Below are 16,365 nucleotides of genomic sequence, written 5' to 3'. Positions count from 1 at the left end.
TTTTTGAACGATTTTCTATGATATGAATGGTAATTTGGAGGTTTCTCATGGCTAACTATACGCCGATGATTCAACAATATTTGAGTGTGAAGGCTCAAGCGAAGGACTCCTTTTTGTTTTTCCGTTTGGGCGATTTCTATGAAATGTTCTTCGATGATGCTATTCTGGCATCCAAAGAGCTGGAGATTACATTAACCGGCCGCGATGGGGGGATCGGCGAGAAAATTCCGATGTGCGGTGTTCCCTATCATTCGGCGGAGAGCTATATTCAGCGCCTGATTGAGAAGGGCTATAAGGTCGCTATCTGCGAACAGGTGGAGGACCCGGCAACCGCCAAAGGTGTCGTCCGCCGTGAAATCGTGCGGGTCGTAACGCCAGGTACGATCATGGAGGGCAAGACCGTAGCGGAGCACACCAATAACTACATACTGTGCGTTACTGAGCAGAACAACAATATGGCGTTAGTGGTCTGCGATCTCTCGACCGGGGAGCTCTACGTCACCTCTGCACCCGCCAACAAAGAATGGCTGAGGGATGAGATCGGTCTGTACGATCCATCTGAAATTATCGGTGATAGCGAGCTGCTTGAGTGGATTCAAAGTCAGGCATCTACGCTCGGTAAGCCGGTGGTCTATACCCCTTGGGATCGGGGCAAAGAGGACATCAGCCGCAAGCAATTCGGCGAAGCAGCCTGGCTCAGACTCGAGCCTGAGCGTCAGCATGGCATCTCTCTCTTGGTCGGCTATCTGAACGAGACCCAGAAGCGTTCCCTCGGCCAGCTTACGAAGATCTCCGCCTATGAGCCGGAGCAATATATGATCCTCGATCCGTTCACCCGGCGCAATCTGGAGCTAGTGGAAACAGTGCGAGAGCGCTCCAAGAAAGGATCATTGCTATGGCTGCTCGACAAGACCGAGACGTCGATGGGTGCGCGCCTGCTGCGCCGCTGGGTCGATAAGCCGCTATTGCAGAGGACCCGGATTGAGGAGCGCCTGGAGGCGGTAGATGCGTTGCAGCGCGATTTCATCCTGCGGGAAGATCTGCGTATCCTGCTCCAAGATATATATGATCTAGAACGTCTCACCGGTCGGATCGCCTTCGGTAGCGCGAATGGACGGGATTTGATCGCGCTCAAGGCTTCTTTACGCCAAGCGCCGGCGTTGAAGCAACTCTGTGCTTCCTCCGCTTCCACAACACTGGGCAAGATCGCCGCTAACATGGACATCTGCGAGGATCTGGCCGAGATGATCGAGGCCTCGATTGCGGACGAGCCTCCGGTATCAGTACGAGACGGTGGCATCATCAAGAAGGGATACCATGTTCATCTCGACGAGCTGCGCGAAGCGGGCGCGAACGGGAAACGCTGGATTGCCGAGCTGGAAGCTTCGGAACGGAAATTAACTGGCATCAAGTCGCTGAAGATCGGTTATAACAAAGTGTTCGGTTATTATATCGAAGTGACGAAGGCCAATCTGTCCATGCTTCCCGAGGGACGCTATGAACGGAAGCAGACGCTGGCAAATGCCGAGCGTTATGTAACGCCTGAGCTTAAGGAGAAGGAGCGATTGATCCTCGAAGCAGAGGAACAGATGGTCGATCTGGAATATGCATTGTTCCAGGAAGTCCGGGAGAAGGTCGCTACCGAGATTACAAGATTACAGTCACTGGCTGAGAAAATCGCCGAGATCGATGTGTACCGCTCATTGGCTGTCGTTGCTTCAGACGGTAGGTTCGTACGTCCTGTGCTGAGCGACGGCTTCGATCTGATCATCGAACAGGGACGTCATCCGGTAGTGGAGTCGGTGATGAACGACGCGGCATTCATCGCCAACGGCACGGATCTCCGTAAGGATGAGGCGAGTATTTTACTGATTACAGGACCTAATATGGCGGGAAAAAGCACCTATATGCGTCAGGTCGCACTTATTTCTATCCTGGCGCAAATCGGCAGCTTCGTACCGGCCACGAAGGCGGAAATACCGCTGGTCGATCGTATATTTACCCGGATTGGGGCAGCGGATGATCTGATCGGCGGTCAGAGCACATTCATGGTGGAAATGGCCGATATTCAGATTATGACGGAGAAGGCGACGCCGCGCAGCCTGATCATCATCGACGAGCTTGGGCGGGGCACCTCGACGAGCGAAGGGATGGCGATTGCCCAAGCGGTGATCGAGTATGTGCATGATCATATCGGCTGTAAGGCGCTTGTATCCACACATTTTCATGAGTTGGCCGGGCTGGAGAAAAGTCTGGGGAATCTGCGTAATTACAGCATGGCAGTGCAGGAGAGCGGCGATAAGGTGCATTTCCTGCGTAAATTGATTCCAGGTGCCGCCGATTCGAGCTACGGGATATATTGCGCCCGTCTCGCTGGACTGCCTAATAGCATCATTGACCGGGCTTACGGCCTGCTGCAAGGCTTCGAGCAAGCGACAGTCGAAACGGCAGCCTCTTCGCAGGTGGAGCGAATTTCACTTCAAGGAAATTCTGCCCATGATGGGCAAGATAACGCCGGAACGGGTTCGAAATTACAGACGGTCTCTGCCGGAGAACGGGCTGAACAAGATAAACAGCTGCGCGCTCAGGATAATGGTCATGTAGACCACGATCATCATGACCACGCTGACAAGGAGCCCGTGGATGGGCGAGCCAGCGATTCGGGAGCTCCTTCTTCAAACGATGATTCAGCGGAAGTCGGAGAAGTGGTTCAGTTATCGATGTTCGTGGACGAGCTGCCTGAGCGAAGGCAGAATAAGATGTCATCCCAGCAACCACCGGCTTTAAAGCAAATGGTGAGCATGGTGAAGCAGGCTGATCTGATGAATATGACGCCGATTCAGGCGATGCAGTTGATCAATGAGCTGAAGATGAAGGCGAACGAACTGTGAGCGTAAATTGGCTAAGGGGGGAATAATGAATGGCTAAAATAATTGTCCTGGATGAACATATCGCGAACCAGATCGCCGCTGGGGAGGTGGTTGAAAGGCCTGCCTCGGTGGTGAAGGAGCTGGTGGAGAATGCGATCGATGCCGGAGCGACGAGTATAGAGGTGCAAGCTGAGGAAGGCGGGCTATCGCTGATTCGGGTCATCGATAATGGCTTCGGCATTGAACCGGACGATTGTGAGGCGGCTTTCTATCGTCATGCGACGAGCAAGCTGCTGCAGGGCCGGGATTTGTTCCAAATCCGCAGCCTTGGCTTTCGCGGCGAGGCACTGCCGAGTATCGCTGCCGTTGCCAAGGTCAGACTGGTTACAGCGAATAGCGAGCTTGGCCTGGGCCGAGCGATCGAGATCGAAGGCGGAAATCTGAAGCTGAACGAAGAGATCGCGGCGCCTCGGGGTACGGATATTACCGTGAAGGAATTGTTCTATAATACTCCGGCAAGGCTGAAATATATGAAGACGATACAGACTGAGCTCGGCCATATTTCTGATGTGATGTATCGGCAGGCTCTGTCCCATCCGGAAATTTCTTTTACATTCCGGCACAATGGGAATACATTGCTGCAAAGCCAGGGCGGAGGGGATTTGCTACAGGTTATCGCGGCGATTTACGGCATTAACACCTCAAAAGGGATGGTGGCGATCGAGGCGGAGAATCTGGATTACCGGATCACCGGTTATATCGGGCGTCCGGAGCTGACTCGCTCCAACCGCAGTGGAATATCCACGATCGTGAATGGCCGCTATATTCGGAACCAGGGCTTGCAGCAGGCGATTCTACGCGCCTACCATACGCTGCTGCCGATAAATCGCTATCCGTTACTGGTGCTGATGCTGGACATGCATCCCTCGCTCGTCGATGTCAATGTCCATCCGGCCAAGCTGGAGGTCAGGTTCAGCAAGGAGCCGGAACTGAACAGCTTCGTGGAAGAGAGCATTCGCTCCGTCCTGTCGGAGCAGGTGCTGATTCCGCAGGTCGTCAAGCAGAATCTCGGCAGAGGCAGTACAAAGGCGGTCATTCAAGAGCAGTTCCATTTCTCGCGTCCCTCGTCACTTCAGGACACGACGAGGGACGCGGATGGCGGTCGCCGCGAGGGAGCGAGCGGCGCAGATGCTGCGGCCGCCCGTGGGCAGGCGGCCGCAGGCGCTAGCTATAGCGCGCCTGCCCAGAGCAGCGCAGCCGCTTACGCGCTGCGCGAACAAGCCGCGGGCGGCTACGCCAGCGGCAGTGGCAGCGGCGGCGGTCCCTCCGCCGCTGCTGCTGGCCGCCGCCCGGCGGCATCCGGCGCGTACGCGGAGCGCGCGCCGGGAACGGCCAGCCCGGGCATTGAAGGCCCGGGCGGCCGGGGGCAGGCCGCGCCAGCTGCGAGCGGCGCGGCGCCGCAAGCGCTATACGGCGCCCCGCAGGAGGCGCCGGAGCTGCCGGCCTTCCCTGAGCTGGAGCTGATCGGCCAGCATCACGGCACTTACCTGATCGCACAAAATCAGGAAGGCCTGTATCTGATCGACCAGCATGCCGCGCATGAGCGTGTGAATTACGAATATTATTACGAGAAATTCGGTCAGCCTGCGGATGCATCTCAAGAGCTGCTACTGCCGATCACCCTGGAATTTACGCCAGCGGACAGCGAGAAGCTGAAGGAGCGCTTGTCCTGGTTCGAGCGGGTCGGCGTCATTCTCGAGCATTTCGGCGGTGGCACCTTCCGCGTCGTATCGCATCCATACTGGTTCCCGAGCGGCGAGGAAGCCTCGATTATTGAAGAGATGGCGGAATGGGTGCTGAATGAGCGGGCGATTGACCTCTCCAAGCTGAGGGAGAAATCATCCACCTTGGTATCCTGCAAGGCATCGATCAAGGCCAACCAGAAGATAACGAAGGAAGAGGCTGATACTTTACTGCAGCGGCTAGGTGCATGCAAGCAGCCTTATACCTGTCCGCATGGACGACCGATTATTATCTCCTTTTCGAATTATGATCTGGAGAAGCTATTCAAGCGGGTTATGTGAACGGAGGAATTCATGTTTTGATTATTACGACAGGAGATCATAGCGCAGCCGAGCCAGTGCAGCGTGCTATGGCCCTCTCCAGCAAATCAGGGGCCAGATTCGTTCCCCGAAATCGGACGTCTCTGTCCAAATTATCTCAGCGCTACGGCGATGATGATATTCTTGTCATCCTGGAGGGCGGCGCAAGATTACACCGGACTGGAGCTGAGCCGCTGACTTTTCACCCGAGCATGGCTTTTGTGAGGGCTAAGCGGGTCCTGCGCGGCGAGCCGGATACGATGCTTGAAGCAGCTGGTGTACGTCCGGGCGATACGATTATCGACTGTACAGCCGGACTAGGCTCCGATTCTTCGGTATTCTCGCTCGGCGCCGGTCCTACCGGGCGGGTTATCGCTCTGGAGGATTCCTTATCCTTATGGGCGCTGCTTACCGAAGGGCTCGCTTACTATGAATCAGGCGTAGCTCTATATGACGCCGCGCTGCGGCGGATTGAGACAAGACATGTTCACCATCTTGAGGCGCTGCGAGAAATGCCTGCCAAGAGCGCAGATGTCGTCTATTTCGATCCGATGTTCCGCGATCCGATCATGGAATCATCGGCGATTTCCCCGCTACGAACCTTCGCTAACAACGAGGGGCTGAGCGAGGAGACGATTGAGGAGGCCTGCCGGGTTGCACGCAGGAGCGTCGTACTGAAGGAGAAAAAAGGAAGCAGCGAGTTTGCGAGACTCGGCTTTCAGGAGGTAGGACGTTCTCACACTAAAATTGTGTATGGAGTGATTTCACTTGATGAATAAAGACAAACCGAACCTGCTCGTTCTGGTCGGCCCGACGGCGGTCGGCAAGACGAAGCTGAGCATCGAAATCGCCAAGGCATTTTCCTGTGAGATCATCTCCGGTGATTCAATGCAGGTCTATCGCGGTATGGACATCGGCACAGCCAAGATCAGTCCAGCCGAAATGGAAGGAATACCTCATCATTTGATCGATGTGCTGAGTCCGGATGAACCGTTCTCTGTGGCGTTATTTCAGGAGAGCTGCCGGGAGTTGATCCCGGAGATTCACGGACGGGGCCAGTTGCCTTTTATCGTGGGAGGCACAGGCCTCTATGTAGAATCGGTCTGCTATGAGTATCAATTTACGGATGTAGGAGCAGATGAGACATTCCGCGCCGAAATGCAGGCGTTAGCCGATGAGCAAGGGAACGAAGTGCTGCATGCCCGCCTGGCTGCTGTGGATGCCAAATCGGCGGAGAGGCTGCATCCCAACGATGTACGCCGGGTCATTCGGGCGTTAGAGATTTATCATCTAAGCGGGACGACTTTATCCGCTGGACTTGAGTCCCAGAATAAGCAGTCCCCGTACAACTTATGCCTCATCGGTTTGACAATGGACCGTCAAATGCTTTATAACCGTATTGAGCAGCGAATCGATGAGATGATGAATGCCGGGCTGGTGGATGAGGTCAGAAATCTGCTTGAGCAGGGCTTTACTCGGGATCTCATTTCCATGCAGGGCTTAGGCTACAAGGAAATTGCGGAGCATCTGGAAGATGGAGTGCCACTGGAGGATGCGGTGAACAAGCTGAAGCGGGATACGAGACGATTCGCCAAGAGACAGCTCTCCTGGTTCCGGCATATGAAGGATATTTCCTGGGTCGATGTTAGCGATTATAAAAATTTTTCCGGGAATTTAGAGGCTGTACGTGCTATAATAGCAGGAAAGTTTCATTTAAATCTTGAATATAAATCTAAATACTAATTGATCCTATTGGGGGTACGACGAATGAACAAATCCATCAACATCCAAGATACATTTTTGAACCAGCTCCGCAAAGAGAATATTCCTGTGACTGTATTTCTGACCAATGGCTTTCAAATCCGTGGCACCATTAAGGCATTCGATAATTTTACGATCGTGATTGACAGCGATGGACGCCAACAAATGGTGTACAAGCATGCGATTTCTACCTTCCAGCCACAGCGTAATGTGTCCTTGATGCAGGAGCCTGCGAGCGAGGTATAATTTGGGTTTTGAAACTTTTTGATCTTCAGGACGTTTAAAGGTATAGGATTAAGAGTGGAGCAACCTGATGAGAGGTTGTTCTTTTCTTTCCAACTACTAATACTGGTCAGTAGAGGAACATGTTCAAGCAAGGAAACTGCTGTCAAGCGAGACTGGTATGAAGGGAGTCAGAGAAAATAAATGTCTACTAAGAGACCTTCCAGACTGGACAGGAACAGTAAGCCAAGTCACAAGCCGGTCAAGCCAAAAGGGAATAAAAAAAGAAAACTGACGGCAAGGCGGCTCATGTGGACCTTATTTTTCACCGTAGCTATCGCTAGTATTTGTGCGATCGCAGGTTATCTCTATATTACCGTCAACGGTGAGAAGATCCTCAGAGAGAATGAGGATAAGCTGTTTATTTATGAAACCTCAAAGGTCTATGACCGCAATGGAAATATGATGGGTGAATTATCGGTGGATCGCAGCGAGCCTGTTGATTCCGATAAAATACCTGAGCTAGTCAAAAAAGCATTTATCGCTACTGAGGATAGACGATTTTTAGAGCATAGCGGTGTTGATTTATGGTCCATCGGACGTGCCGCTGTCAAAGACGTTATGGCCCGTTCTCTTGTTGAAGGGGGCAGTACGATTACGCAGCAGTTGGCCAAGAATATGTTCTTGAGCCGGGATAAGACCTTCTTCCGTAAAGCGACGGAAATGTCTATCGCCATGGCGCTCGAGAACCATAAGACGAAGGATGAGATTATTACGCTCTATCTGAACCGGATCTTCTTCGGCCAGAAAGCGTATGGGATTAAGGCAGCATCCCAGCGGTATTTTGGAGTCAGTGACCTCGATAAGCTTGAATTATGGCAAATTGCTACGCTGGCCGCTATTCCAAAGGGTCCGTCCAAGTACAATCCGGTATCCAATCCGGATCTGTCGAAGCAGCGCCGGGCGGTTGTGCTCGACCTGATGTTTGAGCAGGGCTATATCTCTGCTGAAGAGCGTGACGAAGCGAAGGCGGTCGATTATGATTATGTTCCGCCAGTGAAGAATGAGAGCTATCTGGCCTTCAAGGATTATGTCATTAAAGAAGCCGAGGAGAAATATGGGCTGACGGAAGACGATCTGAACCGCGGCGGATACAAAATTTATACAACGATGGACGCACAGGCGCAAAAAGCGGTTGAGAAGGCGTTCGACAATGACGACTTCTTCGAGAAGAGCAAGGATGACCAGCCGGTTCAGGCTTCGATCGTCATTATGAACCATCAGAATGGCAGCTTGATCGCTCTATTGGGCGGTCGTGACTACCAACGCAAAGGCTTCAGTCGTGTCGAGAGCCGCAGACAGCCTGGCTCGGCCTTTAAACCGATCGTATCCTATGGTCCTGCGCTTGAGTCCGGCCAGTTTACGATCAACTCGCAGATTAGTAATGAGAAGCAGTGCTTCGGCGACTATTGTCCGCGTAACCTGCATGGTTATTCCAAGACGATAGATTTCACTACTGCGTTGACGAAGTCGGAGAATATTCCTGCCGTATGGTTATTGAATCAGGTCGGGGTTAAGACCGGTGTGAAGTATGCCGAGGAAATGGGCATCAAGATGGATAAGAATGACAATAACCTGGCGATTGCGCTCGGCGGTCTGACCTATGGTACGAATACGCTGGAAATGGCGGGAGCCTTTAGTGTGTATGCCAACGGTGGGGAATACAATGCTCCATACTCCATTAAGCTGATCAAGGATCACGATGGCAAGGATCTGTTCAAATACAATCCGCCGAAGCCGAAGCGGGTATTCAGCGAGACGACAGCTTATTATATGACGAAGCTGCTGCAGAATGTTGTTAATGACGGTACAGGTAGACGTGCCAAGATCGATCGTCCGCTGGCCGGTAAGACGGGGACGACACAGCATGGTATCCCGGGCCTCAAGAGCAGCAAGAACCGTGACGTATGGTTCGTTGGATATACGCCGGAATGGACGGCTGCGATCTGGGAAGGCTACGATAATCCGGATAAGAACCATTTGCTAAATGGCAGTAGTGGTCAGGCAGCTTCCTTATTCGCAACGATTATGAAGGAGGCACTCAAAGGCGTCCCGGTCAAGGACTTCCCTGTTCCGAAGAGTCTGGAGAAAGCTCCAGAGCCTCCACAAGAGGAAGTAGAGATTACTGCACCGAGCAATTTAAGCGGTTCGTATGATGAAGGAACGGGAACGGTTTCACTGAACTGGACAGGTACAGAAGAGACCGATGTTGCCTACCGCATCTATCGCCGCGAAGCGACTGCATCCGAATTTACGCGTTATATGGATTCGGTTACGACTTCGGCTGAGGACATAGGGGTCGTACCAGGCACGGATTATGAATACTATGTAACAATCTATGATCCTGTCAATGATGTAGAGAGCCAGCCATCCAATATTACTCAGGTCTCGGTACCTGCTGAGGATCAGGGCGAGGGAGAAGTCATCCCGCCTCCAGATGGAGGGGATACAGAGAATCCTGGGGAAGGCGGCGGAGGCTCGGAAGTGACGCCACCTCCTGGCGAGGGCGGCTCTGGTGAATCCGGCAATGGCGGGAATCAAGTTCCTCCTCCAGAGGGCAATGAGAATGGGAATAACACCGAGTCTGGAAACGGAAATGAGGGTGGTAGTGTTCCAGGCGGGACGACGCCAGGCGATTCCGGTGGCGGCGGGGATGCCTCCAGTTCCGGAACGGATCAACCGGTCGACGGCGGTGGTGGTCAGAACAGCGGCTCTGGTGGAGTATAGACTGCTGGTCTAAGAATACAGATATCGATATGATAAAAAGGTTAGTATATAGGTTCGGATCGAACGCCGGTGCCCTGATAGGGCATCGGTGTTCTTTTGCGCTTGATGTATTTTTATAAATTTTTGAAGATTCGTTTTTGAGTGAGTCCTTTAAATGTGGTAAGCTGAAAGTACATTGTGTTGAAAGGGTATTGAACATGAAGCGAAAATTCGGAGACCGTGCGAATTGGCGCCGCGTGACCCAGCGCCAGTTCAAATCGAAGTATGTAGAGGGTGACAAATTTACGGGCTATGCTACGTTTTACGGTATTAACGCCCTGCGTGATCCGCTTTGGAAGACGTATGGAGGTCATACCTTTCGCATCGCCGACAAGGGATATACATGGCTTCAATACTATCCCAAAGGGGCTCACTATGTAGTAACCGCGATGTTTGACGATCATGGGGACATCGTGGAATGGTACATTGATGTATGCAAAACCCAAGGGGTTACCGACCAAGGGGTCCCTTGGTTCGATGATTTGTATTTGGATATTGTTGTACTGAAGAATGGCGAGGTATTCTTGCTGGATGAAGATGAACTTGATGATGCACTAAGCCGCGGATTTATCAGCGTCAGGGATTATGATCTGGCGAAGGAAACGGCCCGTGAAGTGATGAAATTGATCAAGAATCAAGCGTTCCCTTATTTTGCGATGTCGCTTGAGCACTACCGGACCGGTTATGTTCAATCTGATTCTAGCAATTCTGGAGGTTAATCATGGCTCAATACCGTGCTAGCTCACCGTATCTTGGGAGTCGAAGAAGACGCAGTCGCAAATTCGTCTGGATGCTGCGCATTGGGGTAACCTGTATATTGCTAGGTGTCCTATGGTCTGTCTATGCACTGGCCCAGATTGGCAGTGTGTATCGGAATACAGCGGCGACGGCGGTTGCTTCTGAGCCTGCCGATGTCGGTATTATACTTGGCGCGGCGATGTGGGGTGACAAGCCGAGTCCGGGCTTGCGGGAGCGCCTGGAGCAGGGCCTTGCAGATTATAAGGCCGGGCGCTTTCATTCCTTTATTTTGACGGGAGGTCTGGACAAGCCGGGTAATCCTTACACGGAAGCAGAGGGAATGGCGATCTATCTGGAGCAGCATGGAGTACCGAAGGAAGCGCTCCTGCTAGAGAATAAGGCGACCAGCACCCTTGAGAATTTGAAATTCAGCCAGGAGATTATGAAGGATAAGGAGTTCACAACAGCGGTGATTATCACGCATACCTTCCATGGCAACCGATCCTACGAGATCGCGGAGGCACTGGATTATTCCAATCCGAGGCTGTCGCTCACAGAGACCCAGGTGCTGAAGCGTGTTCCTACTATTGTGCGCGAAATTCTGGCTTATACGAAATGGAAGATAGATTACGCCTTGCTTGCTCTTGGCTGGAAATGACAAAACTTCTAATATCGGACGGGGAGAGAGAATACATTTAAATATGTGTTTCAAAGCCCCACCATATAAAGAGGTGATCTACGCTATGTCAGGGCGAGTAATGGCTAGAAGTGGACCTCCAGAGGAGAGACCTTCAAGACAAATTAATATTGTTCTGCGCAATTCGGAGCCGCCGGTTGTCTCGCAGAGCGTTCCGGACAGTGAAGCCCGTTCATCTGCCAAGGTTATGCCGCAGAATAGCCTGTTTGCAGATTTGCAGAAGGAACTGGATGCACTGGTTGGACTGGATCATATTAAAGAGCTGATGTACGAAATATTTGCTCTCCTGCAAATTGCGTCGATGCGCTCTGAAGCGGGTCTATTGTCCGAGGCACAAGTGTTCCATATGGTGTTCAAAGGAAATCCAGGTACCGGTAAGACGACGGTCGCCCGGCTGGTAGCTAAATTTTTTCAGCGGATGGGTGTGCTTAGCAAAGGTCATCTGATCGAGGTAGAGCGGGCCGACCTTGTGGGAGAATACATCGGGCATACCGCACAGAAAACCCGTGATTTGGTCAAGAAGGCGATGGGCGGTATTCTGTTTGTGGACGAAGCGTACAGCCTTGCCCGCGGCGGGGAGAAGGATTTTGGGAAGGAAGCCATTGATGTATTAGTAAAACAAATGGAAGATTCCAAGTCGCAATTTATTCTTATTTTAGCTGGGTATAGCGATGAGATGGATTTCTTCCTGGATACGAACCCGGGGCTGCCCTCCCGCTTCCCGATCGTGATGGAATTTCCCGATTATACAATCGATCAATTAATCCAGATTGCCGAAGGTATGGCCAAGGAACGTGATTATATTCTGATGCCGCAGGCGATCGTCAAATTGAAACAGCATCTGCTACGGGAGAAGGTGGAAGGCGAGCATGTGTTCAGTAACGCAAGGTATGTCCGTAATGTGATCGAGCGTTCGATCCGTCAGCAGGCGGTACGCATTCTGAACCAATATAGCGGCGGCTCGCCCGGGAAGCTGGAGCTTATGACTATCCGCACCGAGGACTTGAAGTTTGAATAGTAGCGTGTGTGTACTAGTAAGGTTGTAATATTATGTTCAAGTTGAACCCATGATGCGGTCAGGCTGCTGCTTATGCTACACCTGGTCTGCCTGCATCAGGCGGTTCAATTTTTAAATTATGCTGAGGCGTACAGCGAGAATTCACAGAGCATGTTCAAGGAGCCAGATCTTCTGCATGAAGCTTACGCTTTTTGAACAACTGTAAAGGGAGAGAGAAGTTGGATGGCGGTATTTTCTGAAGAGATCGTAACACGAATGGAAGAAGCGGAGCGTCAGGCTGAACAGCAGTTCCGGGAAATAGATCGAATTGTGGACAAAAATCAGTTCAAGGTCATTGAAGCTTTTCAGAAGCATCATGTCAGTGATTTTCATTTTGCTGGCTCGACCGGATATGCCTATAATGACCGGGGACGTGAGGTGCTGGATCTCGTCTACGCGGATGTATTCGGAGCGGAGGTGGCGCTGGTGCGACCTCATTTTGCTTCGGGAACGCATACGATTTCCACAGCCTTGTTCGGTGTGCTACGGCCGGGAGATGGGCTACTCTACATTACGGGTAAGCCGTATGATACTCTGCATAAGGTCATTGGTGAACCGGGCGATGGAACCGGGTCCTTGCGGGATTTTGGCATAACCTACGATGATGTGGACTTGCTTGCCGATGGCTCGGTGGACTGGGATGCGGTAGCTGGCAAAATAACGAGCAGCACGAAGGTGATCGGAATCCAGCGTTCACGCGGATACGATTGGCGGGATTCCTTCACGGTGGAGCAGATCGGAGATATGGTACGGCGGGTGAAAGCTCTATCCCCGGATTTTATCGTGTTCGTCGATAACTGCTATGGGGAATTTACGGAGGAGCAGGAGCCGACCCAGGTAGGTGTGGATCTGATGGCAGGCTCGCTGATCAAGAACCCGGGCGGAGGATTGGCCGAAACAGGCGGATACATATGCGGTCGGGCGGAACTGGTGGAGCTGGCTGCGAACCGTCTGACAGCGCCGGGCATCGGCAGTGAAGTCGGCGCTATGCTGGGCACAACAAGAGGGATTTATCAAGGATTATTCATGGCTCCGACGATTGTCGGACAAGCGGTCAAGGGAAGTATTCTGGCTGCAGCCTTGTTCGAGCGGGTCGGCTTTGATAGTAAGCCGCGCTGGAATGATAAGCGTACGGATTTGATTCAGGCGATTTCGTTCAGCAGCTCGGAGCATTTGATTGCTTTTGTGCAAGGGATTCAGCGTGCGGCAGCGGTTGACGGTCATGTTGTGCCTGAGCCTTGGGATATGCCGGGATATGAACATCCGGTCATTATGGCGGCGGGGACCTTTATTCAGGGGGGCAGTCTTGAGCTGTCTGCAGATGCGCCGATCCGCGAGCCTTATATCGCTTATATGCAGGGCGGACTTACCTACTCCCACGTTAAGTTCGGTCTGTTAACCGCATTGCAGACGATGAGGGATCGTAATTTGCTATAAATTTCTTGTAAGCTAACCTGACATCACTATTGACATGTCAGAATAACTTACATATCATTAGTCTATGATAATTAAACTGGAAGGTTGAGAGCGATGAGTGACGATATTCGCAGAAATATGGCCTTGTTTCCGATTGGTATCGTGATGAAGCTTACGGATTTAACAGCTCGGCAGATTCGTTATTACGAACAGCATGAGTTGATTGTACCTGCGCGGACATCCGGGAACCAACGTCTGTTCTCCTTTAATGATGTGGAACGTCTCCTCGAGATTAAGGCCTTGATCGATAAGGGAGTTAATATCGCCGGTATTAAACAGGTGATCGCCCCGGTTGATGGCGAATCTGAGGAAGCGACTGTCATAACGCGGGACACCGAAGAAAAACGCAAGGAAATATCGAATTCCGAGCTCTATCGTATTCTGAAGCAGGAATTGTTCACGAAGCAACGTCCTGGTCAGGTTTCATTAATCCAGGGGGAATTATCCCGGTATTTTAAATTAAATTAACTGTTGGGAGATGTTAGCGTGAGTTACACCAAGGAAGATATTCTGCGAATCGCCGAAGAAGAGAATGTCCGCTTTATCCGTCTGCAATTTACAGATCTGCTGGGAACGATCAAGAACGTTGAGATCCCGGTAAGCCAATTGCCGAAGGCGTTGGACAACAAGATGATGTTCGACGGTTCATCTATTGAAGGCTATGTGCGGATCGAAGAATCTGACATGTATTTGGTTCCGGATCTGGAAACCTGGGTTATTTTCCCTTGGATTAGAGAGGATCGTATTGCCCGCTTGATCTGTGATGTGTACATGCCTGACGGCACACCGTTCGCTGGTGACCCTCGCAATATCCTGAAGCGTGTGCTGAAGGAAGCCGAGGAAATGGGCTATACTTCGATGAATGTCGGACCTGAGCCAGAATTCTTCCTATTCAAGACAGATGAGAAGGGCAACCCCACTATGGAGTTGAATGACCAAGGCGGTTATTTCGACCTTGCCCCGACGGATCTTGGTGAGAACTGCCGCCGCGAGATCGTGCTGACCCTTGAGGAAATGGGCTTTGAAATCGAAGCTTCTCACCATGAGGTAGCTCCAGGCCAACATGAAATCGACTTCAAATATGCCAAAGCGATTAAAGCGGCGGACCAAATTCAAACCTTCAAATTGGTAGTTAAGACGATCGCTCGTCAGCATGGCTTGCATGCTACATTTATGCCGAAGCCACTGTATGGAGTGAGCGGTTCCGGAATGCACTGTCACCAATCCCTGTTCAAGGGGAAGACCAATGCTTTCTACGACGAGAAGGACGAGCTTGGTCTGAGCCAAGATGCTCGCCATTACATGGCCGGTATTTTGACCCATGCGCGCGCCTTCGCTGCTGTAACCAACCCAACTGTGAACTCTTATAAACGTCTCGTGCCTGGTTATGAAGCCCCTTGCTATGTCGCTTGGTCCTCCAGCAACCGCAGTCCGATGATTCGTATTCCTGCTTCCCGCGGTATCAGTACTCGTGTGGAGGTTCGGAACCCTGACCCGGCGGCTAACCCCTACCTGGCTCTGGCCGTAATGCTCAAGGCCGGACTTGACGGCATCAAGAAGAAACTGCCGCTCGTTCAACCGGTTGACCGCAACATCTACGTCATGTCTGACGAAGAACGTGTTGAAGAAGGAATTCCAAGCTTACCTGTAGACCTGAAGGAAGCTCTCGGTGAATTGGTTCGCAGCGAGATCATTTCCGAAGCTCTCGGCGATCATGCTTTGACCCACTTCTACGAGCTGAAAGCCATCGAATGGGATATGTTCCGCACTCAAGTGCACCAATGGGAACGCGACCAATATATTACGTTGTATTAATTCAAGGAGCCCCTTGCGCCGTATGGCGTGAGGGTTTTTTGTTATGGCTTTAGCCAGTTGAGTGCGTGAAACGCGCGAAACAAAAAACCACCCGCTATGCGGGTGGAGGGATCGAGGGTTTGACCAATAAGACCATCCCGATAGAATTGAGATGTTCAGGCTCAATTGAAAGGAATGGTCTTAGATGGCAAACAAGAGCTATAGTCTAGCTCACACGAAGTGGATGTGCAAATACCACATTGTGTTCACCCCGAAGTATAGACGGAAAGAGATCTATAATCAAGTGAGGAAAGACTTAATCGAAATTTTCAAACGTTTATGTAAGTATAAGGGAGTGGACATCCTGGAAGGTCATATGATGCCAGATCATGTACACATGCTGGTAGCGATCCCCCCAAAGATAGCCGTGTCCACATTCATGGGATATCTGAAGGGGAAAAGTTCGCTAATGATCTTTGAAAAGCACGCGCAACTAAAGTATAAATATGGGAATCGAAAATTTTGGGCAGAAGGCTATTATGTAAGTACAGTGGGCCTAAATGAAGCAACCGTAGCAAAATACATTCGTGAACAAGAAGCACATGACCAAGCAATAGATAAGTTGAGTGTAAAAGAGTACGAAGATCCGTTTAGCAGTAACAGGAGCAAAAAGAAATAAACCAGTTTAACTGGTTAGTGAAAGTGACAAATTACACTGAGCCTGAACAGATTTGTGGTCAGGCTAGCGTCTTTAGGCGCAGTTTGGCAACAGGGGGTTATACCCCAAGTGCAAACCACCCGTTGGACGGGTGGTCATGATTT

The 16,365-nt window shown here is 51.4% G+C and carries 13 protein-coding genes; all 13 read left to right on the top strand.

Going from position 1 to position 16,365, the window contains the following annotated elements; translation table 11 throughout:
• Window positions 1–47: 47 nt before the first annotated feature.
• Complete coding sequence (mutS, locus tag BFJ94_RS07850) at window positions 48–2,891, top strand: DNA mismatch repair protein MutS (protein ID WP_120462160.1); 2,844 nt, start codon at window positions 48–50, stop codon at window positions 2,889–2,891.
• Between the two features lie 29 nt (window positions 2,892–2,920).
• On the top strand, window positions 2,921–4,954 hold the full coding sequence (gene mutL / locus BFJ94_RS07845) for a DNA mismatch repair endonuclease MutL (protein ID WP_120462159.1): 2,034 nt from the start codon (window positions 2,921–2,923) through the stop codon (window positions 4,952–4,954).
• Between the two features lie 17 nt (window positions 4,955–4,971).
• A complete protein-coding gene (locus BFJ94_RS07840; protein ID WP_120462158.1) occupies window positions 4,972–5,751 on the top strand; it encodes a class I SAM-dependent methyltransferase in 780 nt (259 codons plus the stop codon).
• Window positions 5,744–6,715 (top strand): tRNA (adenosine(37)-N6)-dimethylallyltransferase MiaA, encoded by a 972-nt coding sequence (miaA, locus tag BFJ94_RS07835; RefSeq protein WP_120462157.1) that lies wholly within the window; start codon window positions 5,744–5,746, stop codon window positions 6,713–6,715. The genes BFJ94_RS07840 and miaA overlap by 8 nt, the downstream gene beginning before the upstream one ends.
• Window positions 6,716–6,739: 24 nt before the next feature.
• Complete coding sequence (gene hfq / locus BFJ94_RS07830; RefSeq protein ID WP_188831495.1) at window positions 6,740–6,979, top strand: RNA chaperone Hfq; 240 nt, start codon at window positions 6,740–6,742, stop codon at window positions 6,977–6,979.
• A 180-nt stretch (window positions 6,980–7,159) separates the two neighbouring features.
• Window positions 7,160–9,742, top strand: a complete 2,583-nt coding sequence (locus tag BFJ94_RS07825; protein WP_120462156.1) for a PBP1A family penicillin-binding protein — start codon at window positions 7,160–7,162, stop codon at window positions 9,740–9,742.
• 197 nt (window positions 9,743–9,939) lie between these two features.
• Entirely contained in the window at window positions 9,940–10,500 is a 561-nt protein-coding gene (locus BFJ94_RS07820) for a ribonuclease FAU-1 family protein (RefSeq protein WP_120462155.1), read from the top strand.
• A 2-nt stretch (window positions 10,501–10,502) separates the two neighbouring features.
• Window positions 10,503–11,177, top strand: coding sequence for a YdcF family protein (locus tag BFJ94_RS07815; RefSeq protein WP_120462154.1), 675 nt, complete (start codon window positions 10,503–10,505; stop codon window positions 11,175–11,177).
• Window positions 11,178–11,262: 85 nt separating this feature from the next.
• Complete coding sequence (locus BFJ94_RS07810) at window positions 11,263–12,234, top strand: AAA family ATPase (protein WP_120462153.1); 972 nt, start codon at window positions 11,263–11,265, stop codon at window positions 12,232–12,234.
• Between the two features lie 222 nt (window positions 12,235–12,456).
• Window positions 12,457–13,710: a methionine gamma-lyase family protein gene (locus BFJ94_RS07805; protein WP_120462152.1), complete on the top strand. Its 1,254-nt coding sequence runs from the start codon at window positions 12,457–12,459 to the stop codon at window positions 13,708–13,710.
• A 93-nt stretch (window positions 13,711–13,803) separates the two neighbouring features.
• Window positions 13,804–14,217: a MerR family transcriptional regulator gene (locus tag BFJ94_RS07800; protein ID WP_120462151.1), complete on the top strand. Its 414-nt coding sequence runs from the start codon at window positions 13,804–13,806 to the stop codon at window positions 14,215–14,217.
• A gap of 18 nt (window positions 14,218–14,235) precedes the next feature.
• Window positions 14,236–15,564, top strand: coding sequence for a type I glutamate--ammonia ligase (gene glnA, locus BFJ94_RS07795; RefSeq protein ID WP_120462150.1), 1,329 nt, complete (start codon window positions 14,236–14,238; stop codon window positions 15,562–15,564).
• Window positions 15,565–15,748: 184 nt separating this feature from the next.
• Window positions 15,749–16,222 carry an IS200/IS605 family transposase gene (gene tnpA, locus BFJ94_RS07790; protein WP_120460925.1) on the top strand — a complete coding sequence of 158 codons (474 nt, stop codon included), beginning with the start codon at window positions 15,749–15,751 and terminating at the stop codon, window positions 16,220–16,222.
• Window positions 16,223–16,365: the final 143 nt, after the last annotated feature.

It is taken from the genome of Paenibacillus aceti (genome assembly GCF_003614185.1).
GTDB classification, from domain to species: Bacteria; Bacillota; Bacilli; order Paenibacillales; family Paenibacillaceae; genus Fontibacillus; species Fontibacillus aceti.
The sequence above is the reverse complement of the archived record's forward strand: the minus strand, read 5'-3'. Positions and strand labels throughout refer to the sequence as shown.

Coding starts and splice junctions, on each gene's coding strand:
- hfq (WP_188831495.1), top strand. CDS start 6,740: ATGAACAAATCCATCAACATCCAAGATACATTTTTGAACCAGCTCCGC.
- mutL (WP_120462159.1), top strand. CDS start 2,921: ATGGCTAAAATAATTGTCCTGGATGAACATATCGCGAACCAGATCGCC.
- BFJ94_RS07810 (WP_120462153.1), top strand. CDS start 11,263: ATGTCAGGGCGAGTAATGGCTAGAAGTGGACCTCCAGAGGAGAGACCT.
- BFJ94_RS07825 (WP_120462156.1), top strand. CDS start 7,160: ATGTCTACTAAGAGACCTTCCAGACTGGACAGGAACAGTAAGCCAAGT.
- miaA (WP_120462157.1), top strand. CDS start 5,744: ATGAATAAAGACAAACCGAACCTGCTCGTTCTGGTCGGCCCGACGGCG.
- mutS (WP_120462160.1), top strand. CDS start 48: ATGGCTAACTATACGCCGATGATTCAACAATATTTGAGTGTGAAGGCT.
- BFJ94_RS07805 (WP_120462152.1), top strand. CDS start 12,457: ATGGCGGTATTTTCTGAAGAGATCGTAACACGAATGGAAGAAGCGGAG.
- tnpA (WP_120460925.1), top strand. CDS start 15,749: ATGGCAAACAAGAGCTATAGTCTAGCTCACACGAAGTGGATGTGCAAA.
- BFJ94_RS07800 (WP_120462151.1), top strand. CDS start 13,804: ATGAGTGACGATATTCGCAGAAATATGGCCTTGTTTCCGATTGGTATC.
- BFJ94_RS07820 (WP_120462155.1), top strand. CDS start 9,940: ATGAAGCGAAAATTCGGAGACCGTGCGAATTGGCGCCGCGTGACCCAG.
- BFJ94_RS07815 (WP_120462154.1), top strand. CDS start 10,503: ATGGCTCAATACCGTGCTAGCTCACCGTATCTTGGGAGTCGAAGAAGA.